This is a genomic window from Pseudomonas sp. H3_E07 (assembly GCF_054668895.1).
In genome coordinates this window covers 3,048,637-3,072,431 of the sequence record NZ_CP162795.1, presented here as the reverse complement: position 1 = coordinate 3,072,431, position 23,795 = coordinate 3,048,637, and the positions used below count along the sequence as shown (strand labels likewise).

The following is a 23,795-nucleotide window of genomic DNA, read 5'->3' as shown; positions in this document are numbered from 1 at the left end:
GGCGCTGCCTTAGCTCTGTGACGCAGCTTTGGGAAGGATGTCGTTGGCGACCATCTCGCCAAACGGGCTCACGTAGCCGGCGCTTTTCGGCAGCTCGGGACGCTCGATATCCAGGTGGGGAAACAGCAGCTCCGCGACGCGATACGACTCTTCCAGGTGTGGATAACCGGAGAAGATAAAGGTGTCGATGCCCAGCGCTGCGTACTCCTTCACGCGTGCCGCCACCGTTGGGCCATCGCCCACCAGCGCGGTGCCCGCACCGCCACGGACCAGGCCGACGCCGGCCCACAGGTTGGGGCTGACTTCGAGGTTGTCGCGGTTACCACCATGCAAGGCGGCCATGCGCTGCTGGCCGACGGAATCGAAACGCGCCAGGGAGGCCTGGGCACGGGCGATGGTGTCGTCGTCCAGATGGGAGATCAGTTTGTCGGCGGCTTTCCACGCTTCATCGTTGGTTTCACGCACGATCACATGCAGGCGAATACCGAAGCGCACGGTGCGTCCGAGTTTTGCGGCCTTGGCCCGCACCTGTTCGATTTTTTCCGCGACGGCCGCCGGCGGCTCGCCCCAGGTCAGCACCATTTCCACCTGCTCGGCTGCCAGGTCCTGGGCCGCTTCGGAAGAACCACCGAAGTACAGCGGCGGGCGCGGTTGCTGGATCGGCGGGTAAAGCAGCTTGGCGCCTTTGACGCGGATGTGCTCGCCGTCGTAATCCACGGTTTCGCCTTCCAGCACACGGCGCCAGATACGGGTGAATTCCACCGAGGCCTGGTAGCGCTCTTCGTGGCTGAGGAACAAGCCGTCACCGGCCAGTTCTTCCGGATCACCGCCGGTGACCAGATTAAACAACGCACGGCCACCGGACAGACGATCCAGGGTTGCTGCCTGACGCGCCGCTACCGTCGGGGAAATGATCCCGGGGCGCAGTGCGACAAGGAATTTCAGACGCTGGGTCACCGGGATCAGCGAGGCGGCCACCAGCCACGAGTCTTCGCAGGAGCGCCCGGTAGGGATCAGCACCCCGCCGAAACCCAGGCGATCAGCGGCCTGGGCCACTTGCTGCAGGTAACCGTGGTCAACGGCGCGAGCGCCTTCGGCAGTGCCAAGGTAATGGCCGTCGCCGTGGGTAGGCAGGAACCAGAAAATAGTGAGGCTCATGGAGTTGTCTCCTGAAGAAGTCGCATTACGGCGCTGTGGCCACGGCGGCGGGTGGCGTCCAGATCACGTCCTTGATGTTCAAGGGCTTGGGGATCAGTTTGAGTTGGTAGAAGCTGTCGGCGATCTTCTGCTGGGCCGCCACCACTTCAGGGGTCAGGAACAGTGCACCGTAGCCTTGGCGTTTCACCGAGGTCAGGGTGATGTCAGCCGGCAGGCCAAGCAGCGGCGCCACTTGTTCAGTCACTTCCTGTGGGTTGGCCTTGGACCATTCGCCCACGGCGCGTACCTCCTCCACCAGCGCCTTGATCACTTCGGGGTGCTGTTGGGCGTATGGCTTTGTCGCCAGGTAGAACTGGTGATTGTCGGCGATGCCGGTGCCATCACGCAGGGTGCGGGCTTGCAGTTGTTTTTCGGCGGCGGCCTGGTACGGGTCCCAGATGACCCAGGCGTCCACGCTGCCACGCTCGAAGGCGGCACGGGCATCGGCGGGCGGCAGGAACACGGCCTGCACGTCGGTGTATTTCAAGCCGGCATCTTCCAAGGCACGTACCAACAGGTAATGCACGTTGGAGCCTTTGTTGAGCACGACTTTCTTGCCCTTGAGCTCAGCCACGGATTTGATCGGTGAATCTTTCGGCACCAGGATCGCTTCGCTGGTCGGTGCAGGCGGCTCGTAGGCCACGTAGAGCAAGTCGGCACCGGCTGCCTGGGCGAAGACCGGTGGGGTTTCGCCGGTCACGCCGAAGTCGATGGAGCCGACGTTCAAGCCTTCCAGCAATTGCGGGCCGCCAGGGAACTCAGTCCACTGCACGTTCACGCCTTGGGCAGCCAAACGTTTTTCCAACGTGCCCTTGGCCTTGAGCAGCACCAGCGTGCCGTACTTCTGATAACCGATCCGCAAGGTCTCGGCGGCTTGAGCTTGAACAATGGCGCCGAAGGACACAGCCGCAGCAAACAGTGCGACCAGACCACGACGCAAGATGACAGTGCGCATGGCGCTCTCTCCAAATAATGCGTTTAGGGGGTTGGCTGCACCTGCTTGGCCGTTGGCGGCTGAGTAAGGTGAGTTTTTTACATTTCGGTTTTACATTTCGGTGTGGCTTAAATGCTCCAGCGAGCACTCAACAAACGTTCATTCAACACGTGAGGGTCCAGCGGTTTCGGGCGACGGGCCATGGCGTCGTACAGCGTCTCCAGTGCCTCGTGCAAACGGTGTTCGAGTACCGGCACCAGTTGTGCCTGGGCACTGCCTTCGCCGTAAGCGATCTGACTGTCCTCGGCAAAGATACCGTGGAGCAACTCCTGTGCCTTCAGCGCCGACAGCACCGGCTTCAAGGCATAGTCCACGGCCAGCATGTGGGCGATGCTGCCACCCGTGGCCATCGGCAACACGACCTTGTGGGCCAGGGCGCGCTCGGGCAGCAGGTCCAACACGGTTTTCAGCGCGCCGGAGAACGAAGCCTTGTACACCGGCGTGGCGATCACCAGGCCATCTGCATTAGCCACTTGTTGCAGCAGGTCGATGACCTTGGGACTGTCGAAGCGCGCATGCAGCAGGTCTTCAGCCGGGAAATCCCGTATCTGGTAACTCACCACTTCGACGCCTTTTTCTTGCAACCACTGACGGGTTTTATCCAGCAGCACCCCTGAGCGGGAGCGCTGGCTGGGACTGCCTCCAAGTGTTACGACCAACATGCAGGAATTCCTTGCGCAGGTGTCAGCGGTTCGCTGTGTGGCGATAGCGCCAAGATGGAACAGACCTTATCAGCTGATTTATATATCTATAAATCTTATTTTTTCATTTGTTTATTCCTTAAAGAAATATGCAGATGATGAATCACCGGACGAAAAAAAAGGCCGTAAAAACGGCCTGAAAACCCCTGCTGTGTGAGCCTTGAAATGCGATTTACATGTGGGAGCGGGCTTGCTCGCGAAAGTGGTGTGTCATTAAAGGATGCATCGACTGACAGCCTGCCTTCGCGAGCAAGCTCGCGCCCACATTGGGCCTGCGTTAACGATTCGGCTGAGGGGTAAGCCGCAGATACGGCTTCACCGCCCGGTAACCCTTCGGAAAGCGCTGCTTGATCTCGTCCTCATCCTTGAGTGACGGCACGATCACCACCTCATCACCGTCCTGCCAGTTGGCGGGCGTGGCGACCTTGTGGTTGTCGGTCAGTTGCAGCGAGTCGATGACGCGCAGGATTTCGTGGAAGTTGCGGCCGGTGCTGGCCGGGTAGGTGATGGTCAGGCGGATCTTCTTGTTCGGGTCGATCACGAACAAGGAACGCACGGTGAGGGTGTCACTGGCGTTGGGGTGGATCAGGTCGTACAGGTCGGACACTTTACGGTCGGCGTCGGCCAGGATCGGAAAGTTGACGACCGTGTTCTGGGTTTCGTTGATGTCTTCGATCCACTTGTGGTGCGAGTCCACCGGGTCAACCGACAGGGCGATAGCCTTGACGCCGCGCTTGGCGAATTCGTCCTTGAGCTTGGCGGTGAAACCCAGCTCGGTGGTGCACACCGGGGTAAAGTCCGCCGGGTGGGAAAACAACACACCCCAGCTATCGCCCAGCCACTCGTGGAAACGAATTTTGCCGGCGCTGGAATCCTGTTCGAAGTCGGGGGCGATATCGCCCAGTCTTAGGCTCATGGTGTGGCTCCTGATGAGTGCTTATGGAACCCACTGTGCATGGTTTGCGGATTATTTAAAAAGAATAAATATCGATTTATCTAGACGATAAAGGAATATTAAAAATCTGTTCATTGGACGTAGGCAAAGGCGAAGAGCAACATCGTTTCCAAGGTTCGAGAAGGCCTTGAGACGCTGTACAAAGAGGGGTTCAGGAAGGGCTTGCGGGGGTTTAGCCCGACTTGAACGGCAAGACACCCTGCCCGGCGTTGCGCCGGGCAAGGTTTTACAGGCTTACAACAGCGGGATCGAGTAGCTGACGATCAGACGGTTTTCGTCTTGATCACGCGCGCCAGCGATGTCGGTGCGCCACATAGCGTTCTTCCACGCCACGCCGAGGTTTTTCAGCGGACCTTCTGGAATCACGTAGGCAACGGTGATGTCACGTTCCCATTCGGACTGACCGTTGAACTGTGTACGAGAAGCGGTGTTAGCTACGGTGTCGATGTCGCTGCCTTTGAGGTAGACAACACCGGCGGTCAGACCAGGAACGCCAACCTTGGCGAAGTCATAAGCGTAGCGAGCTTGCCAGGTACGTTCGCCGGCACGGGCAAACTTCTGGATCTGCATGTCAGTGGTCAGGTAAGCCGACGAACCGTCGCCCTGGTTCAACCAAGGGAAGTCGCTGCTGCCGTTGCTGACTTGATAACCACCACCGAAGGTGTGACCGGCAACGGTGTACAGGAACAGGCCGCTGTACAGATTGTTGTCGACCTTGCCCTTACCGGCGCGGAAGCCTTGGTAGTTGCCAGTGGTGAAGTAAGCGGATTCGTTACCGTTGGCGCCATCATCGGAGCTGTTGAAGTAACGCAGATCAGACTTCAAAACACCCGGGCCGATAGCCCAGTTGTGGGTCAGACCCAGGAAGTGCTGCTTGTAGAAGTCTTCCAGATTGCCGTAGTAATACTGGGCAGTCAGGTCTTTGGTGATCTTGTAGTCACCACCGGCGTAGATGAATTTGTTGCTGTCACGCCAGGTAGCGCCACGGCTGTTAGCACCCGACAACGACAGGTTTTCGTTGCTGCTGGAGTTACGGCCCTTGGCTTTTTCGATCTGACCGCCGACCAGCGTCAGGTCCTTGATATCGTTGGTAGTGATCTGGCCACCCTGGAACGTCTGTGGCAACAGACGACCATCGTTGGTGATGATCACAGGCAACTTAGGCTGCAAGGTACCCAGCTTCAGTTCGGTCTGAGAGATCTTGGCTTTGGCCGTCAAACCCAGGCTGGAGTAGTCATTAACGGCCTTGCCGTTATGCTCGCTAGGGAAGATGGTGCCGCCGTAGGAGCCTGGGTTGGCGCCGCTTGGCTTGGTGGCGCCGTTGGTGCCGCCGCCCGAATCCAGGCGAACACCCAGCAGGCCAATAGCGTCAACACCGAAGCCAACAGTGCCTTGGGTATAACCGGAGATGAAACGCAGATCGAAGCCTTGACCCCATTCTTCGTTCTTGTTCGCGCCGGTACCGTTACGGTTGTCGGTATTGATGTAAAAGTTACGCAGACCCAGTGTTGCTTTACTGTCTTCAACGAAACCGGCAGCGCCTGCTTGCTGAGCGATTGCGCCCAGGGCTACAGCCAGTGCCAAGGTGGACTTCTTCATGTACCGCTCCTCTCATTTCTAATTTTTGTATTTCTTTGGTCTCGGGTCTGACGCCCTCGATCCACAGATGCGCGATTAGCGCCAGATAGTGACTACCAAGTCAATCGTAACCTTGTATGTCTACTACCTTCGTCTAATCGCAGTTGATTTGGTCCCTGCAGGGTAATGAGTTTTTCATACACCCAAAAAGAATTATTTCATTCTTTTTCATACGATTTGGGAATAAGCCTTTCCATGATGCTGGCCTGTCAGGTTAGACGAACCGCTCCATAAGCTAATTCCTAAAGGGTATTTGTTAGCACTTTTTTAGATCGATTAGTGTGGCCGTACAGTTGCATACGTCACCCACGATCAAAAAGGCGACGCCATCATGGCCAAACGCACATCCTCCCGTCAATTTGTTACAGTTTTTGTGTCACTAATACTTTCTTTTGGTGTCAAAGCGGCCGATTTAACCATCGGCTACCAAACCGGCATCGATCCCAGCAAAGTCCCACAGGCCGACGGCCTCTATGAGAAGGCCATCGGCGAGAAAATCGCCTGGCGCCGTTTCAACAGTGGGCCGGAAGTCGTAACCGCTATTGCCTCAGGCGATGTGCAGATTGGCAATCTCGGTTCCAGCCCCCTCGCGGCAGCGGCTTCTCGCAATCTACCCATCGTCGCGTTCATCGTATCGGCCCAGATCAATACTTCTGAAGCATTGGTAGTGCGTAACGGCAGCCACATTGACGCACCCAAGGATCTGATCGGCAAAACCATCGCTACGCCATTTGTTTCAACCTCGCATTACAGCCTGCTCGGCGCACTGAAGCACTGGGGCCTGGACACCAGGCAAGTCAAGGTGGTGAACCTGCAACCGGCCGAAATTGCCGCCGCGTGGAAACGCGGCGATATCGACGGTGCATTCGTGTGGTCGCCGGCCCTGGGCGAAATCCGCAAGACCGGCAAGACCCTGACAGACGCGGCCCAGGTGGGTCAGTGGGGCGCGCCGACGTTTGAAGTGTGGGTGGCGCGCAAGGATTTTGCGGAAAAACATCCTGACATAGTGGCCAAGTTCGCCAAGGTTACGCTGGATTCATTTGCCGAGTATGCGGCCCATAAGGACGGCTGGACCGTGGATTCCGAGCCGGTCCAGAAAATCGCGAAACTGACAGGCTCAAATGCTGTGGACATTCCTGAACTGCTCGCCGGGACGACGTTCCCAGACGCGCAAGCACAGCAAACCGATGCGCTGCTTAAAGGCGGGACAGCAAAGGCGATTGGGGAGACGGCGAAGTTCTTGAAGGAACAAGGGAAGGTTGAAACGGTATTGCCGGATTACTCGGCCTTCGTGACCGACACATTTATCTCGAAATAAATGCGCTCCCTGTGGGAGCTGGCTTGCCTGCGATGCAAGCGCCTCGGTTGAACCGAGGTGATGCTATCGCTGGCAAGCCAGCTCCCACACAAGCCAGCCCCAGCTTTTGGTTACAGCGCCTTTTCGAAAATCTTCGAATTGCGCTGATAGTTGTACAGCGAAGCCCGCGCCGACGGCAGACGGTCCACGCTGCTCGGCTCAAACCCCCGCTCACGGAACCAGTGGGCGGTGCGGGTGGTGAGGACAAACAAGGTCTTCAACCCCTGGGCTCGGGCACGGGATTCGATACGCTCCAGCAATACATCTCCGCGCGCGCCGTGGCGATATTCCGGGTTCACCGCCAGGCACGCCAGCTCCCCCGCATTCGAATCCGCGATCTGATACAGCGCCGCGCAGGCGATGATCATGCCTTCGCGCTCCACCACGCTGAATTGCTCGATCTCGCGCTCCAGCACTTCCCGCGAACGGCGCACCAGGATGCCCTGCTCTTCCAACGGGCTGATCAGGTCGAGCAAGCCACCGACATCTTCAATCGCCGCTTCGCGCACCAGTTCGAATTGCTCCTGGGCCACCAGCGTACCGCCGCCGTCGCGGGTGAACAGTTCGGTGAGCAACGCGCCGTCTTCGGCGTAGCTGACAATATGACTGCGCCCTACTCCGCCACGGCAGGCCTCCGCGGCCGCATCCAACAGCTCGGCCTGGTAGTTGCTGCTGCCCAGGCGCTGCAGGTGTGCGGGCACTTGTTGCGGACGCAGTTCGCGCACCAAACGACCGTTTTCATCGATCAGGCCCATGTCTGCGCCAAACAGCAGCAGCTTGTCGGCACCCAGGTCGATGGCGGCGCGGGTAGCGACGTCCTCGCAGGCCAGGTTGAAGATCTCACCGGTAGGCGAGTACCCCAATGGCGACAGCAGCACGATGGAACGCTCGTCCAACAGGCGATTGATACCCTTGCGATCGACGCGGCGCACTTCGCCGGTGTGGTGGTAGTCCACACCTTCCAATACTCCGATAGGACGCGCGGTGACCAGGTTGCCGCTGGCTACCCGCAGGCGCGAACCCTGCATTGGCGACGACGCCATGTCCATGGACAGGCGCGCTTCAATGGCGATACGCAGTTGGCCAACCGCGTCGATCACACACTCCAGCGTTGCCGCATCAGTGATGCGCAAGCCTTCGTGGTAAGCCGGGGTCAGGCCACGGGCTTCAAGGCGCGCTTCGATCTGTGGGCGCGAGCCGTGGACCAATACCAGGCGCACGCCGAGGCTGTGGAGCAACACCAGGTCGTGGACGATGTTGCCGAAGTTGGGATGTTCCACACCGTCGCCGGGCAGCATGACCACAAAGGTGCAGTCGCGGTGCGCGTTGATGTAAGGGGAAGCGTGACGAAGCCAATTTACGTAGTCGGGCATGGAACCTGGGCCTGTAATAAAAAGCAGCCGAAAAAGGATGAGTCGTGAAAACGCACAGCGGGCTGATGGTTATCGTCGGAACAGGCTTGGCGACACGCTCACTCTCCTTCTATGTACGAACAATCAGGGGTTAATTTATGCAGGCTTCAGGCAGTAATGTTCGATCAGTTCCCGCAATAGACGCACTGTAGGCGTCAAGCGTGACATTTCGAGGTACTCGCCCGGCTGGTGGGCGCACGCGATGTCGCCGGGGCCGAGCACCAGGGTTTCACAACCAAGGCGCTGAAGATAAGGCGCTTCGGTGCCGAACGCTACTGCTTCGGCACGATGGCCGGTCAATCGTTCCGCCACCCGCACCAGTTCGGTGTCTTCCGGTTGCTCGAAGGGAGGGACCGCGGGGAACAGTGGCGCGTAGTCGATCTTGACCTGATGGCGCTCGGCGAGCGGTTCAAGCTTCTGCCGGATCGCGGCGCGTAGCACCTCGGGATCCATGCCCGGCAAAGGTCGCAGATCAAACTCCAGGGAACACTGGCCGCAGATGCGGTTGGGGTTATCGCCGCCGTGGATGCAGCCGAAGTTCATGGTCGGCTGCGGCACGCTGAACTGTGGGTTGCGATACTCGCGCTGCCAGCCCAGGCGTAGGCCACGCAGTTCGCCGATGGCGTCGTGCATGGCTTCGAGGGCGCTGTGGCCCAGGCTGGGATCCGACGAATGGCCGCTTTGACCGAGAATGTCGATGCGTTCCATCATCACGCCTTTGTGCAAGCGGATCGGCTTGAGCCCGGTCGGCTCGCCAATCACCGCTGCACGGCCCAGCGGACGCCCTGCCTCGGCCAATGCACGGGCACCGGACATGGAGCTTTCTTCATCGCAGGTGGCGAGGATCAGCAGCGGCTGCTTGAACGGCTGGTCCAGCAGGGGCAGCACTGCTTCGATGGCCAGGGCGAAAAAGCCTTTCATGTCGCAACTGCCCAGTCCCACCCAGCGGCCGTCGACTTCCGTCAGCTTGAGCGGATCGGTCTTCCACAGTGCGGCGTCATAGGGGACCGTGTCGCTATGCCCCGCCAGCACCAGGCCACCGGGACCACTGCCCAAGCTGGCCAGCAGGTTGAACTTGCCAGGGCTGACTTGCTGGATGTCGATGGCGAACCCCAGGTCCCCCAGCCAACTGGCAAGCAAATCGATCACCGGGCGGTTGGTCTGGTCGAGAGATGCCTGGGTGCAACTCACAGAAGGCGCTGCAATCAATGCGGCGAACTGCTCTTTCATGGACGGTAACGGCATGCGCGGTCTCTCAGCTTCCCGGATGAACCTCACTATAGAGCCATCTGCACGACACAATAAACCGTTGCGGCACGTTGCCGGGCTCACTCCTGTACACTGCACGACCTTGGCAGCCACTCTTTTCCCCGGCTGCGCTCCCGATCCTGGATGTACCGGCCATGCAAAAAGAAACTGAAATCAAACTCCGCGTCAGCCGCGAGACCCTCGCGGCGCTGCGTGAGCACCCGCTCCTGAAAAAACGCAACAAAAGTGGCTGGGAACGCCGTGAGTTGATGAACCAGTATTTCGACACCCCCGAGCGCGATCTGGCCCAGGCCAAAGTCGCCCTGCGCCTGCGCAAGGACGGTGACGACATCATCCAGACCCTCAAGACCCGCGGCCAAAGCGTCGCCGGCTTGTCGGAACGCAACGAATACAACTGGGACCTGCCCAAAGCCAAGCTCGACGTGAAAAAACTCGACGGCGAATGCTGGCCCGAGCAATTGGCCGAGTTGGACAAAAAGACCCTCAAGCCGATCTTCACCACCGACTTCGTGCGCGAACGCGCCGAAATCGCCTGGGGCCGCGGCAAGGCCAAGGTAGTCATCGAAGCCGCCCTGGACCTGGGCCACGTGGTCGTCGGCAAGCAGAAAGAAGAGATCTGTGAGCTGGAACTGGAACTGCGCGAAGGCGAACCGGCTGCATTGCTGGAGCTGGCCGCCGAACTGGCCGCCACCCTGGCACTGATGCCATGCGATATCAGCAAGGCCGAGCGCGGCTACCGCCTGTACGACGCCAGCAGCTATTCCCTGAGCCTGCCGGCGCCACAGCTGCACGCCGAAATGCCATTGGACGACGCCTTCGCCGCGATCATGTGGCACCTGCTGGGCAGCAGCCAGCGCCTGGCCGAGCAGTACCGCTTCAATGGCCACTGGCGCCTGCTGCAAGACTGGGTCGACAACCTCGGCGAACTGCGCGCCCTGGTCGGCAGCCTCGGCCAGGCCGCACCGCGTCAATCCACCAGCGAACTGCGCAGCGCACTGGATGCCCTGCTGGAAGACTGGCGCCCACTGGTTCAAGCCGGTGACGACGACGAAGACATCCGCAAAGCCGCGCCGGAACAGTTCACCGAAGAACTGGAAGACGTGCGCTGGGGCCTGTTTTCCCTGAACGCCTCGCGCTGGCTGCTCGCCCGTACCTGGACCGCAGACCGCAACGTGCGTGGCAACCGCCAGGGTGCTGCGCAACTCACCAACTGGCTGCCGCGCCTGCTCGCCGAGGACGCCGTCGCCCTGCAACTGCCGCGCTACCAGCAACAGCCGGAAGACCTGGCCGAGCAACTGCCGCGTATCGAACGCATCCAGGCCTGGCTGCACCATGCGCGTCAGGTGGTGGACATTCCGGAGCTGGACCGTTTGTACGGTGAGCTGAACAAGTTGGCCCAACTGGCCAACCAGCCGATCACCGATGAGTCGCTGGATGCGCGGATGCATCAGGCGATTGCGGTGTATCAGAACCGGGCCTGGAAGACTTTGTTGCGTCTGTAACGATGTCATCGCGGGCAAGCCCGGCTCCCACGCTGATTGTGTTCACAGACAAGTAGCTGTGAACTCAATCCACTGTGGACTTGCCCGCGATGAGGCCGGCCCTGTCAGCGCAACACTGGCAGGCTGGTGGTGGACTTGATCTCCGACAACGCCACAATCGAATTGACCTCCTGAATCCCCGGCACCATCGACAACTTCTCGAAGAAAAACCGCTCATAGGCCTCAATGTCCGAGGTAACGATGCGCAGCAGAAAATCCACCGCCCCCATCAGCACATAACACTCCAGCACTTCCGGAAACCCGCGAATCGCGTCGGTGAACTCGGTGAAGTTGGAGCGCCCGTGGGCGTTGAGTTTGACCTCGGCGAAGATCTGCGTATTGAGGCCGATCTTCTTGCGATCCAGCAAAGTCACCTGGCCGCGAATCACGCCCTCTTCCTTGAGACGTTGAATACGCCGCCAGCAAGGTGACTGAGAAAGGCCCACCTGTTCGGCGATCTGTGCGCTGGACAGCGAGGCGTCCTCTTGCAGCAGGGCCAGGATACGGCGGTCGTAGGCGTCCAAATCGCTGTGCATATAATTACCTTCAATAGTGCCTATCTTGAATTGATCAATTCGATTATTCCTAAAACAGGCTCATCTTAGATAAGAAATCTCCGCTGGCGAATGTAAAAATTTCTCCAGTCGAATCTGGAGCTTTCCCATGCACGCCGTCGAAACCAACCACCCCGCTACCCGCGTCGACGCGTGGGCCGTCAACAGCGTTCATTGCCAAGCGCATTACCGAATCGTCGCCGAGGCGGAGCCCGACCTGTTGTGCCGGGTCCTCAACTATTTCGCCCTGCAATTCCTCACGCCGCGACAGGTCATGGTGAACCGCGAAGAGGACCTGCTGAACATCGACATCGTGATGGACGGCCTGAGCTGGCACCGGGCCCAGGTGATCGGTGAAAAGATTCGAAACCTGATCAGCGTGTGCACTCTGGATATGTGGTCGGCTGATTCCGTAGGGCCTCAAGCGGTGGTGGCGGTCGCCCAGTAAAAGCCTGCAATACACACTGGGAGGAAGATGTTCAGCGGCTGTCTAGCCTGGGACTTACGCCCTCAGCCACCCAGGAAAACCTTCATGCCGGTTGATCAACGATTGGAACTGCATCAACTGTTGCCGGCTTTGGTCGAAGGGCGGCTGATCACGCCAGAAATCGCCCAACGCTTGTCGGCGCTGCCGGCCAGCAACACCCTGCACCCATTGGAGAGCATCGCAGCCCAAGGCCTGTGCCTGGAAACCCTGACCGAATGGCTCGCCCAACGGGCCGGGCAACCTTATCTGCGCATCGACCCATTGAAAATCGACGTGGCGACGGTAGTGCCACTGATGTCCCACGCGTTCGCCCAACGCCACGCCATCCTCGCGGTGGCGGTGGATGCCCAAACCGTCACCGTCGCCAGCGCCCAGCCCCATGTCACCAGTTGGGAAGCCGGGCTTTCGCAGGTGCTCAAGCGTTCGATCAAACGCGTGGTCGCCAATCCCCAGGACATTACGCGCTGTATCGGTGAGTTCTACCGGCTGGCGAAGTCCGTCAGCGGAGCCGATCAAAAGGTGGTGGCAGCTGGCAACGTCGATCTGCTCAACCTCGGCGCCCGCGAACAGGAACCGGATGCCAATGACGCACACATCGTCAATATCGTCGACTGGCTGCTGCAGTACGCTTTCGCCCAGCGCGCCAGTGATATCCACATTGAACCGTGCCGTGAACAGGGACGTGTGCGCTTTCGTATCGACGGGCTGCTGCATGATGTCTACCAGTTTCCGCCCCAGGTAACGATGGCGGTAGTCAGCCGCCTGAAAAGCCTAGGCCGCATGAACGTGGCAGAAAAACGCAGGCCCCAGGACGGCCGGGTCAAAACCAAAAGCCCGACGGGCGCTGAGGTTGAGCTACGCCTTTCCACCTTGCCCACGGCATTTGGCGAGAAGTTGGTGCTGCGGATTTTCGACCCGCAGGTGTTGCTCAAGGGCTTTGACCAGCTTGGCCTGTCGGCGGATGACCAGCGACGCTGGCAATCCATGACGCGCCAGACTCACGGCATCATCCTGGTGACCGGCCCGACCGGGTCGGGCAAGACCAGCACGCTCTACACCACACTCAGGCAACTGGCGACCCGGGAGGTCAACCTGTGCACCGTGGAAGACCCGATCGAGATGGTCGAGCCCACGTTCAACCAAATGCAGGTGCAGCACAACATCGACCTGACCTTCGCCAGCGGCATCCGCGCCCTGCTGCGCCAGGACCCGGACATCATCATGATTGGCGAGATCCGCGACCAAGAGACCGCCGAAATGGCGATCCAGGCCGCGTTGACTGGGCACCTGGTGCTGTCGACCCTGCACACCAACGACGCCCCCAGCGCCATCAGCCGTTTGCAGGAACTGGGCATTGCTCATTATTTGATCAAGGCCACCTTGCTGGGGGTGATGGCGCAGCGGCTGGTGCGGGTGTTGTGCCCTCATTGCAAGCGGACGCTGGGTGACGCCCATGAAGCGGTCGGATGCGGGGAGTGTCGACAGAGCGGTTATCGGGGGCGAGCCGGTGTTTACGAAATCATGGTGCTGAATGAAGCACTCAAAACCCTGATCACACCCGGCGCCGATCTACACGCCCTGCGCCAGAAAGCGATTGCCCAAGGTATGTGCAGCCTGCGCATGGCCGGCGTGAAAAAGGTCGAGGCGGGGCTGACCACGATGGCAGAAGTATTACGAGTAACGCCTGGGGATTCGGTAACAAATCCTTTGTTTGATAAGCAGTGAAACCGTTCTTATCGGTGACAACACCGTTACAATCGGCTCAACGTCGTTTCACTGAAACATTCAGATAGGGAATCGCTATGCAGATCGGAACCGTACTGCTTCTTTTCGTAGGATTGGCCATTGCCATCCTATTCATGGGTTTCAAGGTGGTCCCACAGGGGTACCAGTGGACGGTCGAGCGTTTCGGCCGCTACACCAACACCCTCAAACCTGGCCTGAACATCATCATCCCGGTCATGGACCGCATTGGTCGCAAGATCAACGTGATGGAAAGCGTGCTGGATATCCCACCCCAGGAAGTCATCACCGCCGACAACGCCACTGTGCAGATCGACGCCGTGTGTTTCTTCCAGGTGGTCAACACCGCCCAGGCCGCGTACGAGGTCAACAACCTCGAACACGCCATCCGCAACCTGCTGCAAACCAACATCCGTACCGTACTCGGGTCCATGGAGCTGGATGCCATGCTCAGCCAGCGTGATGGCATCAACGAAAAACTGCTGAAGACCGTAGACGAAGCCACCGCGCCGTGGGGCATCAAGATCACCCGTATCGAGATCAAGGACATCAGCCCGCCCGCCGACCTGATGGCCGCCATGTCGGGCCAGATGAAAGCCGAGCGAATCAAGCGTGCACAGATCCTTGAAGCGGAAGGGCTGCGAGCATCGGCAATCCTGACCGCCGAAGGCAAGAAACAGGCGCAGATTCTTGAGGCCGAAGGTAGCCGGCAGGCGGCGTTCCTGGAGTCTGAAGCCCGCGAACGTCAGGCCGAAGCAGAAGCCCGCGCGACGCAAGTCGTGTCGGAAGCAATCGCGTCGGGCAATGTGCAAGCGGTGAACTACTTTGTCGCACAAAAATACATTGATGCACTGGGCAAGCTGGCATCGGCCAACAACAGCAAGGTCATCCTGATGCCGCTGGAAGCCAGCCAGGTGATCGGTGCAGTCGGTGGTATCGGCGAGATCGTCAAGGCAACGTTCGACAACAAGAAAGGCTGAGGCCAGCGCCATGTGGGATTTCCTGCAGCATCTGTCGTTTTGGGATTGGCTGGCACTGGGTACGGTGCTGTTGATCCTTGAGGTATTCGGTGCCGGTGGTTACCTGCTGTGGATGGGCATCGCGGCGGCGGCCGTGGGTGTGATCAAGTTCCTGGTGCCACCTTTGGGGCTGGAGTGGCAACTCCTACTGTTTGCCGTGTTGTCGATCCTGACCGCGGTGTATTGGTGGAGGCGCCAGCGCAGCAGTGCCAAGGCCAGCGACCAGCCGGGACTGAACGAGCGTGGCTCGGAGCTGATCGGCCGCACCTTCGTGGTGCATCAGGCAATTGTGGATGGGCGAGGCAAGATAAAGGTCGGTGACGGCGTATGGATGGTCACCGGCCCGGACAGCGCTGCAGGTGCTCAAGTCCGGGTGATTGGCCAAGAAGGCGTGGTGTTAAGGGTTGAAACTGTTTAGTCAGTGAGGGAACTCGGTCGGGATAACTACAATCATAATGTACAGATAACCCACCCGGAGTCACCCATCATGCGTCTCAAATATGCTGTCGCAACCCTCGCTGTGCTTTCCCTCCCTGTCGGTTCAGCCATGGCCGACAGTTTCTGGCGCAATGTCATCTCGTCGGGCGCCACCACTGGCTCGACGTACCTGACCTTCAAGGACCACAAGCTGGTGGTCGCCGCCCAGGATGACGCAGGCAGCTTTGTTGCCAGCGACGGCGGCATCCGCGGCCCGTACCTGGAAGCAGCCATGCAGAAAGTCCGCGCCGACAACCCTGGCCTGCAAGCCACGGATATGGAACTGGCCAACGCCATTCTCGCGAAAAACGCAGTTACCGAATAACTCGGGTTCGATAAAAAATGCCGCTTTAAACAGCGGCATTTTTTTGTCTTCAGCTCCTACAGTCATCGCACCTGAGCGCTACATAAACGTTCCTGCTTTCACAGCTGAATACAGACAAGTCCTGTGGAGCCTCTTCCTGCCGGGCAACAAGCTAAGGGTTCCTTTTTGAATAAAGCGAATCACTGCCCATGCACAAGATTGCCTACGCTCTGCTGCTCTCTGCATTTGCTACCGCCTACGCCTAGGCAGAAAGCTGGTACGGATCAGCCAAATTCAACAATGCCCGCCAGAACCTCTCCAGTTCGTTGCTCACCAGCCCTCGCGTGACTGAACGGGTGGACGCCCCGGATAGCAGCAAGTCATTCGTGGCCTCTTTCGCCGCTGGCTATAGCTTTGACAATGGCTGGCGACTGGAAGGGGAATACACGCTGCCGAACAACTCGACATTCAAATCCTACTGGGCCCCCTTTAATGCCAACGTCAACAGTTTGCAGGTCCAGAGCCAACGCTTGATGCTCAACGGCTATAAAGATATCCCTATCAACCAGTGGTTGTCGTTTTACGGTATGGCAGGTGTCGGCGTCGCACGCATTGAAGCCGAAGGCTATCAAACCAATGAAAGCCGCCGTTTCGCCAACAACCGCCAACACAACCTCGCCTATAGCGTAGGCATGGGTCTGGAAGCGAAGGTTAGCCAGCAACTGAGTCTGGGAGCGGGCTATCGTTACATCGCCATGGGTGACGTGGAAACCGGCTACAACACCTTCGCAAACCGTGTGAACGCTCGTGATGAACAACTCAAAGGCAAGCTCAAAGAGCAGAACGTGTTCCTGGAAGCGCGGTACACCTTCTGAGCCCCATTAGAGAATGCCGCTTTTGAAGCGGCATTTTTTTGCCCAACCGACGACGATTCATTCACAGGCGACAGGCTATATTCAGTCAAGCCGTGCAACCATGCCGGTACTGCTACCTCGCCCACTCAACGCCACTCTGAAACGGATGCCTTCGTCGTCATGAGCCAACAGCCCTTCCTGCCGTTCTCCAAACCCACCATCGATGAAGCCACCATCTCGGCGGTCGGCGATGTACTGCGCTCAGGCTGGATCACCAGTGGGCCGAAAGTGCAGGCGTTCGAGGCTCAGTTGTCGGAATACTTTGGCGGCCGGCCGGTGCGCACCTTCAACTCCGGGACGTGCACCATGGAGATTGCCTTGCGCATTGCCGGGATTGGGCCGGGCGATGAAGTGATTACCACGCCGATCTCCTGGGTTGCCACGGCCAACGTGATCCTGGAAGTGGGCGCCACGCCGGTGTTTGCCGATATCGACCCGGTCACCCGCAACATCGACCTGGCCCAAGTGGAGGCCGCGATTACCCCGCGCACCAAGGCGATCATCCCGGTTTACCTGGCCGGCCTGCCCCTGGACATGCCGATGCTGTATGCGCTGGCAAACAAGTACAACCTGCGCATCGTCGAGGATGCTGCTCAGGCGCTGGGTTCCAGCTGGGATGGCGAGCGTATCGGCGCCACCGGTGATTTCGTGTCTTTCAGCTTCCAGGCCAACAAGAACATCACGTCTTCCGAGGGCGGTTGCCTGGTCTTGAACAACGCCGAGGAAGCGCGGCTGGCGGAAAAATATCGGCTGCAGGGCGTTACCCGCACCGGCTTCGATGGTTTGGATGTGGATGTGCTGGGCGGCAAATTCAATATGACCGACATCGCCGCCGCCATTGGCCTGGGGCAGTTTGCCCATATCGAGCAGATCACCACGCATCGTCAGAACCTGGCGCGGCACTATTTCAAATGCTTTGGCAGTGATTTTGAAGAGCAATACGGCGCACAACTGCCACCGGCCGACTTCGAAAACAGCAACTGGCACCTGTTCCAACTGGTGTTGCCGGAACGCCAGGACGACCTGCCGGCCCGCGCCACCTTCATGGAGCAGATGCAGGCCCACGGCGTCGGCATTGGCTATCACTACCCACCGATCCACCTGCTGAGTCTTTATCGCGCGCAGGGGTTCAAGGAAGGTATGTTCCCGGTGGCAGAAAAGGTAGGTCGTTTGATCGTGTCGTTGCCGATGTTCACAGCAATGACAGAAGCGGATGTGGAACGGTCGGTGGCAGCAGTGAAGGCGGTCCTGAAAGCCGGCTAGCCATAATCAGCTGTGGGAGCTGGCTAGCCTGCGAGTGCATCACCTGGGTATCACTGATACACCGAGGTGCCCGCATCGCAGGTTAGCCAGCTCCCACATTGTTTTGAGCCGGTCCAGCTATTGGCGTTTACTCGCCGATGGCGGCTTTGTAGCCAGCAGCATCCAGCAGTTTTTCCAGATCAGCCGGGTCGTTTGGCTTGAGCTTGAAGATCCACGCGCCGTACGGGTCGGAGTTCAACAGCTCTGGCTCGTCGCTCAAGGCCTCGTTCACCGCGATCACTTCGCCAGCTACCGGCGAGTAGATATCCGAAGCGGCCTTCACCGACTCCACCACACCCGCCTGGGCCGCCGCATCAAACACGCTGCCGACTTCGGTCAGCTCAACGAACACCACGTCACCCAACGCTGCCTGTGCATGGTCGGAAATACCGACGGTCACGGTGCCGTCGGCTTCCAGGCGTGCCCATTCGTGGCTTTCGGCAAAACGCAGGTCGGCAGGGATATCGCTCATAATCTGTGTCCTCAAGAGGTAATGTCAGCGGCCATTGGCCTGCCGAAAATAGGTTAGATCAAGGTTTTGCCATGGCGCACGAAGGTCGGTTTGACCACTCGAACCGGGTACCACTTGCCGCGGATTTCCACTTCGGCCCGATCGGCAGTGGCCGTCGGTACACGCGCCAGGGCAATGGATTTGCTCAGCGTAGGAGAGAAACTACCACTGGTGATCTCCCCTTCGCCAATATTGGCGATACGAACCACCTGATGAGCACGTAAAACCCCGCGCTCTTCCAGTACCAGGCCGACCAGTTTGAACTGGACACCCGTCGCTTTTTCCGCTTCCAGCGCAGCACGACCAATGAAGTTACGCTCGGCGGGCTCCCAGGCAATGCTCCAGGCCATGTTCGACGCCAGGGGCGAAATATCCTGGTGAATGTCCTGACCGTAGAGGTTCATGCCTGCTTCCAGGCGCAGGGTATCGCGGGCGCCAAGGCCGATGGGTGAAATACCGGCACCTACCAGGTCGTTGAAAAAGCCCGGTGCCTGATCGGCCGGCAGGACAATCTCCAGGCCGTCTTCACCGGTGTAACCCGTGCGCGCGATAAACCAATCGCCATCGGCCTGGCCTTCGAAGGGCTTGAGCTGGTGAATCAGCGTGCTGCGAGACTGGGTAACCAGCTCGGCAATCTTCTGCCGGGCGTGAGGGCCTTGGATAGCGAGCAAGGCCAGCTCAGGGCGTTCATGCAGCTGCACCTGGTAATTGCCCAGCTGCGCGTGCATCCACGCCATGTCCTGGTCGCGCGTGGAGGCATTGACCACCAGGCGATAAGCGGACTCGGTGCGGTAGACAATCATGTCATCCACCACGCCGCCCTTTTCGTTAAGCATGGCGCTGTACAACGCACGACCGCAGTCGTGCAGACGTTCGACATCATTGGCCAGCAGGTACTGGAGCCATTCCTTGGCCTGGGGGCCGGTGACATCGATCACGGTCATATGAGATACATCGAACACCCCGCAGTCGCGTCGCACCTGATGGTGTTCTTCAACTTGCGAGCCGTAGTGCAGAGGCATATCCCAACCGCCAAAATCGACCATTTTCGCGCCGAGGGCGAGATGCAGGTCATACAGAGGCGTACGCTGTCCCATGGGTTTCTCCTTCCGGGCGTGGCGAAGGTGCGCGGAGCTACTGTTCGTGCCGAACACCTTGAATTACAAGGTCTGCAGCACGTTCAGCGACCCGCTCCGAAAGACGAAGCGCACCGAATGCCGCGCATTGTAGCCGCAAGCTGTAGGACTGGCACCTAACCGATTTGGCGGGCAGAGCGCCGAATCAGCCCGATCACCGGCAACAGGCCTACCAGCACCAGTGTCAACGCGGGCAAAGAAGCCCGCGCCCATTCGCCTTCACTGGTCATTTCAAAGATCCGCACGGCCAGGGTGTCCCAGCCGAACGGGCGCATCAGCAGGGTCGCGGGCATTTCCTTGAGCACATCGACAAAGACCAGCAGCGCTGCGCTCAAGGTCCCCGGCAGCAGCAACGGCAGATACACTTTGCAAAACAGTCGTGGACCGCATACGCCAAGACTGCGCGCGGCTTCCGGCAAGGAGGGCCGGATGCGCGCCAGGCTGTTTTCCAAGGGTCCATAGGCCACCGCCAGGAATCGCACCAGATACGCCAGCACCAGTGCCGACAGGCTGCCCAACAGCAATGGCTTGCCCGCGCCGCCGAACCAGCCGGACAACGGCACCACCAGTTCACGGTCCAGATAGCTGAACGCCAACATGATCGATACCGCCAGCACCGAACCCGGCAAGGCATAACCGACATTGGCCAGGCTGATGCCGGAGCGGATCGCCCGCGTTGGCGCCAGCCGGTTGGCAAAGGCCAGCACCAGCGCCACGCTGACCGTGATCAAGGCGGCGATCCCGCCCAGGTAAAGGGTGTGGATGATCAGGCCCGAATAACGCTCATCCAGATCGAAGCGACCACGCTGCCAGAACCAGACGACCAGTTGCAGCATCGGGATGACAAACGCACAGGCGAACACCAGCCCGCACCAGCCACTGGCCGCCGCCGCCTTGACCCCCCGCAGACGGTACAGCGCCTTGCCCCGTGGTCGCTCGTTGCTCGGTCGGCTGGCACCCCGAGCGCGACGCTCGCCATACAGCACCAGCATCACCACCAACAGCAACAGGCTGGCCAACTGGGCAGCGCTGGAAAGGCTGAAAAAGCCGTACCACGTCTTGTAGATGGCGGTGGTGAACGTGTCGAAGTTGAACACCGAAACCGCACCGAAATCCGCCAGGGTCTCCATCAACGCCAGCGCGACCCCGGCGCCAATCGCCGGCCGCGCCATAGGCAAGGCCACGTGCCAGAACGCTCGCCATGGCGATTGCCCCAGCACCCGTGCAGCCTCCATCAAGCCTTTGCCCTGGGCCAGGAATGCAGTGCGCGCCAGCAGGTAGACGTAGGGGTAGAACACCAGCACCAGGACGATGATCACACCGCCGGTGGAGCGCACCCGTGGCAGGCGCAGCCCGGTGCCGAACCATTCGCGCAGCAGGGTTTGCACAGGCCCGGAGAAGTCCAGCAGCCCCACAAACACGAACGCCAGAACATACGCAGGGATGGCGAAGGGCAGCATCAACGCCCAGTCAAGCCAGCGCCGGCCGGGGAATTCGCAGAGGCTGGTCAGCCACGCCAGGCTGACACCCAGCACGGTTACGCCGACACCGACTCCCGACACCAGGGTCAGTGTGTTGCCCAGCAGGCGCGGCATCTGGGTTTCCCAGAGGTGCGACCAGATTTGTGCGTCGATACTTTGCCAGGACAGCAGCAGTACGCTCAGCGGCAGCAGCACCAGGGCGGCAACGGTGAAGACCGGCAGGTACCAGCGGCGTTGGGCGGGGTGGGCCAAGGAAAAGCTCTCAGGCAAATGAAGATTTTGAAGTCACCGCTAACCCATGTGGGAGCTGGCTTGCCTGCGATGCAGGCACCTCGGTGTATCAGTGATACCCAGGTGATGCTATCGCAGGCAAGCCAGCTCCCACATTTGATCGGCGGTGCAGTTGAGGCCGAGCTTAGTTCCAGCCAGCTCGATCCATCAACCGGATCGCCTCGGCCTGGCGCTTGCCCGCCACTTCCACCGGCAAGGTGTCCGCCACGAACTTGCCCCAGCTCGCCACTTCCGCCGACGGCGCCACGGCCGGGTTGGCCGGGAACTCCTGGTTCACGTCGGCAAAGATCTTCTGCGCCTCAGGCGTGGTCATCCACTCCACCAGCGCCTTGGCGGCTTCCGGGTGCGGCGCGTGCTGGGTCAGACCGATGCCCGACAGGTTCACATGCACGCCACGGTCGCCCTGGTTCGGCCAGAACAGTTTTACCGCCAGGTCCGGCTTCTGCTTGTGCAGGCGGCCGTAGTAGTAGGTGTTGACGATGCCTACGTCGCACTGCCCGGCGTTGATCGCTTCCAGCACGGCGATGTCATCGGAGAACACGTCGGTGGACAGGTTGTTCACCCAGCCCTTGACGATTTCTTCGGTCTTGGCCGCACCGTGGGTTTCGATCAAGGTGGCGGTCAGCGACTGGTTGTAGACCTTTTTCGCCGTGCGCAGGCACAGGCGGCCCTCCCACTGCTTGTCGGCCAAGGCTTCGTAGGTGGTGAGGTCGCCCGGTTTTACCCGGTCGGTGGAATAGGCGATGGTCCGCGCGCGCAGGCTCAAGCCGGTCCAGGTATGTTTTGAAGAGCGATATTGCAGGGGGATGTTCTTGTCGATCACCGGGGAGGTGAACGGTTGCAGAATGCCCATCTGCTCGGCCTGCCAGAGGTTGCCGGCGTCGACGGTAAGCAGCAGGTCGGCGGTGGCGTTTTCGCCCTCGGCCTTGATACGCTGCATCAGCGGGGCTTCCTTGTCGGTGATGAACTTCACCTGCACGCCGGTTTTCTGGGTGTAGGCATCGAACACCGGCTTGATCAGTTCATCGATGCGCGAGGAGTAGACCACCACTTCGTCGGCGGCCTGCACGGTGGTGCTGCCGATCAAGGTGAGTGCCAGAGCAGTCAGGAGGCGCTTGGGTGCCAACATGGGGGCAGTCTCTCATTTGCAAAAAGAGGGCAAATGATAAGGACTCACATTTGGTAGCGCTTGGTGGAGGCGTTACCAGATGTTGCATAGCCAGCATTTTGCGGTGGAACTGATGGCCTCTTCGCGGGCAAGCCCGCTCCCACAGGGACCGGGCTTCAATGTCAGGGTTTGGCCAGGTCAGGGAGATCGCCGGTCAGGCCCAGCGCCTGGCGTACAAACACGGCCTTGGCTTCGGGCATCTGGTCGACCAGCTTCAAACCGGCATTACGCAACCAGCGCAGCGGTAGTTGGTCAGCCTGGAACAGCCGCTCGAAACCTTCCATCGCCGCCATCAGCGCCAGATTGTGCGGCATGCGTCGGCGTTCGTAGCGGCTCAGCACCTTCACATCTGCCAGGCGCTCGCCGCGCTCGGTCGCCGACAGCAGCACTTCGGCCAGTGTCGCGGCGTCAAGAAAGCCCAGGTTCACGCCCTGCCCTGCCAATGGGTGGATGACGTGGGCCGCGTCGCCGATCAATGCCAGGCCTTCGGCCACGTAGCGTTTGGCGTGACACTGGCGCAACGGCACGCAGACGCGCGGGTCGGCGCTCAGCACCGTACCGAGACGACCTTCAAAAGCCCGCTCCAGTTCGCGGCAGAAGCTTTCATCATCCAGCGCCATCAAGCGCTCGGACTCGGCCGGCGTCGTCGACCAGACGATCGAACACCAATCCTCCTGCCCGTCCCGCACAAGCGGCAGGAACGCCAGCGGGCCGGTGTCGGTAAAGCGTTGCCACGCCGTGCGCTGGTGCGGCTCGCTGCTGCGCACGCTGGTGACGATGGCGTTATGCAGGTAGTCCCATTCGCGGGTCGCGGTGCCGGTCAGGCGGCGCACGGCGGAGTTGGCACCATCGGCAGCCACCACCAGCGGCGCGCGCAACGTGCGGCCGTCGGCCAGGGTCAGCAACCAGTCATCGCCGGAGCGGCGCATCTGTTCCAGGCGTGCATTGGCCAGCAGGCCCAGGTCGCAGTCATGCAGGCGGTCGAGCAAGGCATCCTGCACAACGCGGTTCTCGACGATGTGCCCGAGCACCTCGGCATGCACGCTGGCCGCCGAGAAGTGGATCTGCCCGGTGCCGCTGCCGTCCCACACCTGCATCTCGCCGTAAGGACTGGCGCGCCGAGACACGATGCCATCCCACACGCCCAGGCGCTCGAGGATGCGCTGGCTGGCGGCCGACAAGGCGCTCACCCGTGGCTCGAAGGCCGCGTCACGGTCGAACGGCTTGACGCTCAGCGGGCTGCCGTCAAGCAGCAGCACCTGCAGGCCACTGCCCTGCAACGCCAGCGCCAGGGCGCTTCCGACCATTCCGGCCCCGACAATCAGCACATCTGCGCGCATGTCC

At 60.0% G+C, this 23,795-nt stretch carries 22 protein-coding genes and 1 pseudogene; 10 read left to right on the top strand and 13 right to left on the bottom strand.

Annotated features, from left to right (window positions below):
• Positions 1-9 precede the first annotated feature (9 nt).
• The 3 genes from ssuD to ssuE form a co-directional block, all read right to left on the bottom strand.
• Positions 10-1,158: an FMNH2-dependent alkanesulfonate monooxygenase gene (ssuD, locus tag AB4O08_RS13920; RefSeq protein ID WP_010207346.1), complete on the bottom strand. Its 1,149-nt coding sequence runs from the start codon at positions 1,156-1,158 to the stop codon at positions 10-12.
• A 25-nt stretch (positions 1,159-1,183) separates the two neighbouring features.
• Positions 1,184-2,152 (bottom strand): sulfonate ABC transporter substrate-binding protein, encoded by a 969-nt coding sequence (locus AB4O08_RS13915; protein WP_010207347.1) that lies wholly within the window; start codon positions 2,150-2,152, stop codon positions 1,184-1,186.
• Between the two features lie 107 nt (positions 2,153-2,259).
• Entirely contained in the window at positions 2,260-2,853 is a 594-nt protein-coding gene (gene ssuE, locus AB4O08_RS13910; RefSeq protein WP_010207349.1) for an NADPH-dependent FMN reductase, read from the bottom strand.
• Here ssuE and AB4O08_RS13905 point away from each other — a divergent pair.
• Entirely contained in the window at positions 2,852-3,049 is a 198-nt protein-coding gene (locus AB4O08_RS13905) for a hypothetical protein (protein ID WP_137205802.1), read from the top strand. The genes ssuE and AB4O08_RS13905 overlap by 2 nt on opposite strands.
• 120 nt (positions 3,050-3,169) lie before the next feature.
• Here AB4O08_RS13905 and AB4O08_RS13900 read toward each other — a convergent pair whose 3' ends face one another.
• Together AB4O08_RS13900 and AB4O08_RS13895 are read right to left on the bottom strand one after the other, a co-directional pair.
• Positions 3,170-3,808, bottom strand: a complete 639-nt coding sequence (locus AB4O08_RS13900) for a peroxiredoxin (RefSeq protein ID WP_010207351.1) — start codon at positions 3,806-3,808, stop codon at positions 3,170-3,172.
• 273 nt (positions 3,809-4,081) lie between these two features.
• Positions 4,082-5,446: an OprD family porin gene (locus AB4O08_RS13895; RefSeq protein ID WP_010207352.1), complete on the bottom strand. Its 1,365-nt coding sequence runs from the start codon at positions 5,444-5,446 to the stop codon at positions 4,082-4,084.
• A 370-nt stretch (positions 5,447-5,816) separates the two neighbouring features.
• On the opposite strand from AB4O08_RS13895, the gene tauA reads away from it, so the two are divergent.
• Positions 5,817-6,803: a taurine ABC transporter substrate-binding protein gene (gene tauA, locus AB4O08_RS13890; RefSeq protein ID WP_176331950.1), complete on the top strand. Its 987-nt coding sequence runs from the start codon at positions 5,817-5,819 to the stop codon at positions 6,801-6,803.
• A 110-nt stretch (positions 6,804-6,913) separates the two neighbouring features.
• Here tauA and argA read toward each other — a convergent pair whose 3' ends face one another.
• Complete coding sequence (argA, locus tag AB4O08_RS13885) at positions 6,914-8,215, bottom strand: amino-acid N-acetyltransferase (RefSeq protein WP_010207355.1); 1,302 nt, start codon at positions 8,213-8,215, stop codon at positions 6,914-6,916.
• A gap of 135 nt (positions 8,216-8,350) precedes the next feature.
• The gene (gene argE / locus AB4O08_RS13880) at positions 8,351-9,499 is read right to left on the bottom strand and encodes an acetylornithine deacetylase (protein WP_176331949.1); all 1,149 of its coding nucleotides are present in this window, start codon (positions 9,497-9,499) and stop codon (positions 8,351-8,353) included.
• Between the two features lie 158 nt (positions 9,500-9,657).
• Here argE and AB4O08_RS13875 point away from each other — a divergent pair, with 158 nt between their 5' ends.
• Positions 9,658-11,025 (top strand): CYTH domain-containing protein, encoded by a 1,368-nt coding sequence (locus AB4O08_RS13875; protein WP_010207357.1) that lies wholly within the window; start codon positions 9,658-9,660, stop codon positions 11,023-11,025.
• A 104-nt stretch (positions 11,026-11,129) separates the two neighbouring features.
• Here AB4O08_RS13875 and AB4O08_RS13870 read toward each other — a convergent pair whose 3' ends face one another.
• Positions 11,130-11,600 (bottom strand): Lrp/AsnC family transcriptional regulator, encoded by a 471-nt coding sequence (locus tag AB4O08_RS13870; protein WP_047542487.1) that lies wholly within the window; start codon positions 11,598-11,600, stop codon positions 11,130-11,132.
• A gap of 127 nt (positions 11,601-11,727) precedes the next feature.
• Between AB4O08_RS13870 and AB4O08_RS13865 the strand changes: the two genes are divergently transcribed.
• The 7 genes and pseudogenes from AB4O08_RS13865 (at position 11,728) to AB4O08_RS13835 (ending at position 17,825) form a co-directional block, all read left to right on the top strand.
• On the top strand, positions 11,728-12,066 hold the full coding sequence (locus tag AB4O08_RS13865; RefSeq protein WP_047542485.1) for a hypothetical protein: 339 nt from the start codon (positions 11,728-11,730) through the stop codon (positions 12,064-12,066).
• A gap of 84 nt (positions 12,067-12,150) precedes the next feature.
• Complete coding sequence (locus tag AB4O08_RS13860) at positions 12,151-13,830, top strand: GspE/PulE family protein (RefSeq protein WP_010207361.1); 1,680 nt, start codon at positions 12,151-12,153, stop codon at positions 13,828-13,830.
• Positions 13,831-13,907: 77 nt separating this feature from the next.
• Entirely contained in the window at positions 13,908-14,828 is a 921-nt protein-coding gene (locus AB4O08_RS13855; RefSeq protein ID WP_010207363.1) for an SPFH domain-containing protein, read from the top strand.
• Positions 14,829-14,838: 10 nt separating this feature from the next.
• A complete protein-coding gene (locus AB4O08_RS13850; protein WP_010207365.1) occupies positions 14,839-15,285 on the top strand; it encodes an NfeD family protein in 447 nt (148 codons plus the stop codon).
• Between the two features lie 69 nt (positions 15,286-15,354).
• Positions 15,355-15,669 carry a DUF2388 domain-containing protein gene (locus AB4O08_RS13845; protein ID WP_003176799.1) on the top strand — a complete coding sequence of 105 codons (315 nt, stop codon included), beginning with the start codon at positions 15,355-15,357 and terminating at the stop codon, positions 15,667-15,669.
• Between the two features lie 188 nt (positions 15,670-15,857).
• A pseudogene (locus AB4O08_RS13840) lies at positions 15,858-16,523 on the top strand (outer membrane protein).
• Positions 16,524-16,682: 159 nt separating this feature from the next.
• Positions 16,683-17,825, top strand: coding sequence for a DegT/DnrJ/EryC1/StrS family aminotransferase (locus AB4O08_RS13835; RefSeq protein ID WP_042570918.1), 1,143 nt, complete (start codon positions 16,683-16,685; stop codon positions 17,823-17,825).
• Positions 17,826-17,952: 127 nt separating this feature from the next.
• On the opposite strand, the gene gcvH is transcribed toward AB4O08_RS13835, so the two are convergent.
• The 5 genes from gcvH to AB4O08_RS13810 all read right to left on the bottom strand — a co-directional run bounded on the left by gcvH (position 17,953) and on the right by AB4O08_RS13810 (position 23,791).
• Positions 17,953-18,336: a glycine cleavage system protein GcvH gene (gcvH, locus tag AB4O08_RS13830; RefSeq protein WP_460114184.1), complete on the bottom strand. Its 384-nt coding sequence runs from the start codon at positions 18,334-18,336 to the stop codon at positions 17,953-17,955.
• A gap of 53 nt (positions 18,337-18,389) precedes the next feature.
• Positions 18,390-19,472, bottom strand: a complete 1,083-nt coding sequence (gene gcvT / locus AB4O08_RS13825; RefSeq protein WP_198831515.1) for a glycine cleavage system aminomethyltransferase GcvT — start codon at positions 19,470-19,472, stop codon at positions 18,390-18,392.
• Between the two features lie 155 nt (positions 19,473-19,627).
• Positions 19,628-21,244: an ABC transporter permease gene (locus AB4O08_RS13820; RefSeq protein ID WP_154847765.1), complete on the bottom strand. Its 1,617-nt coding sequence runs from the start codon at positions 21,242-21,244 to the stop codon at positions 19,628-19,630.
• Between the two features lie 163 nt (positions 21,245-21,407).
• Entirely contained in the window at positions 21,408-22,412 is a 1,005-nt protein-coding gene (locus tag AB4O08_RS13815) for an extracellular solute-binding protein (RefSeq protein WP_010207376.1), read from the bottom strand.
• 161 nt (positions 22,413-22,573) lie between these two features.
• Complete coding sequence (locus AB4O08_RS13810) at positions 22,574-23,791, bottom strand: 2-octaprenyl-3-methyl-6-methoxy-1,4-benzoquinol hydroxylase (protein WP_460114866.1); 1,218 nt, start codon at positions 23,789-23,791, stop codon at positions 22,574-22,576.
• Positions 23,792-23,795 lie beyond the last annotated feature (4 nt).

Coding starts and splice junctions, on each gene's coding strand:
- ssuD (WP_010207346.1), bottom strand. CDS start 1,158: ATGAGCCTCACTATTTTCTGGTTCCTGCCTACCCACGGCGACGGCCAT.
- AB4O08_RS13915 (WP_010207347.1), bottom strand. CDS start 2,152: ATGCGCACTGTCATCTTGCGTCGTGGTCTGGTCGCACTGTTTGCTGCG.
- AB4O08_RS13905 (WP_137205802.1), top strand. CDS start 2,852: ATGCAGGAATTCCTTGCGCAGGTGTCAGCGGTTCGCTGTGTGGCGATA.
- ssuE (WP_010207349.1), bottom strand. CDS start 2,853: ATGTTGGTCGTAACACTTGGAGGCAGTCCCAGCCAGCGCTCCCGCTCA.
- AB4O08_RS13900 (WP_010207351.1), bottom strand. CDS start 3,808: ATGAGCCTAAGACTGGGCGATATCGCCCCCGACTTCGAACAGGATTCC.
- AB4O08_RS13895 (WP_010207352.1), bottom strand. CDS start 5,446: ATGAAGAAGTCCACCTTGGCACTGGCTGTAGCCCTGGGCGCAATCGCT.
- tauA (WP_176331950.1), top strand. CDS start 5,817: ATGGCCAAACGCACATCCTCCCGTCAATTTGTTACAGTTTTTGTGTCA.
- argA (WP_010207355.1), bottom strand. CDS start 8,215: ATGCCCGACTACGTAAATTGGCTTCGTCACGCTTCCCCTTACATCAAC.
- argE (WP_176331949.1), bottom strand. CDS start 9,499: ATGCCGTTACCGTCCATGAAAGAGCAGTTCGCCGCATTGATTGCAGCG.
- AB4O08_RS13875 (WP_010207357.1), top strand. CDS start 9,658: ATGCAAAAAGAAACTGAAATCAAACTCCGCGTCAGCCGCGAGACCCTC.
- AB4O08_RS13870 (WP_047542487.1), bottom strand. CDS start 11,600: ATGCACAGCGATTTGGACGCCTACGACCGCCGTATCCTGGCCCTGCTG.
- AB4O08_RS13865 (WP_047542485.1), top strand. CDS start 11,728: ATGCACGCCGTCGAAACCAACCACCCCGCTACCCGCGTCGACGCGTGG.
- AB4O08_RS13860 (WP_010207361.1), top strand. CDS start 12,151: ATGCCGGTTGATCAACGATTGGAACTGCATCAACTGTTGCCGGCTTTG.
- AB4O08_RS13855 (WP_010207363.1), top strand. CDS start 13,908: ATGCAGATCGGAACCGTACTGCTTCTTTTCGTAGGATTGGCCATTGCC.
- AB4O08_RS13850 (WP_010207365.1), top strand. CDS start 14,839: ATGTGGGATTTCCTGCAGCATCTGTCGTTTTGGGATTGGCTGGCACTG.
- AB4O08_RS13845 (WP_003176799.1), top strand. CDS start 15,355: ATGCGTCTCAAATATGCTGTCGCAACCCTCGCTGTGCTTTCCCTCCCT.
- AB4O08_RS13835 (WP_042570918.1), top strand. CDS start 16,683: ATGAGCCAACAGCCCTTCCTGCCGTTCTCCAAACCCACCATCGATGAA.
- gcvH (WP_460114184.1), bottom strand. CDS start 18,336: ATGAGCGATATCCCTGCCGACCTGCGTTTTGCCGAAAGCCACGAATGG.
- gcvT (WP_198831515.1), bottom strand. CDS start 19,472: ATGGGACAGCGTACGCCTCTGTATGACCTGCATCTCGCCCTCGGCGCG.
- AB4O08_RS13815 (WP_010207376.1), bottom strand. CDS start 22,412: ATGTTGGCACCCAAGCGCCTCCTGACTGCTCTGGCACTCACCTTGATC.
- AB4O08_RS13810 (WP_460114866.1), bottom strand. CDS start 23,791: ATGCGCGCAGATGTGCTGATTGTCGGGGCCGGAATGGTCGGAAGCGCC.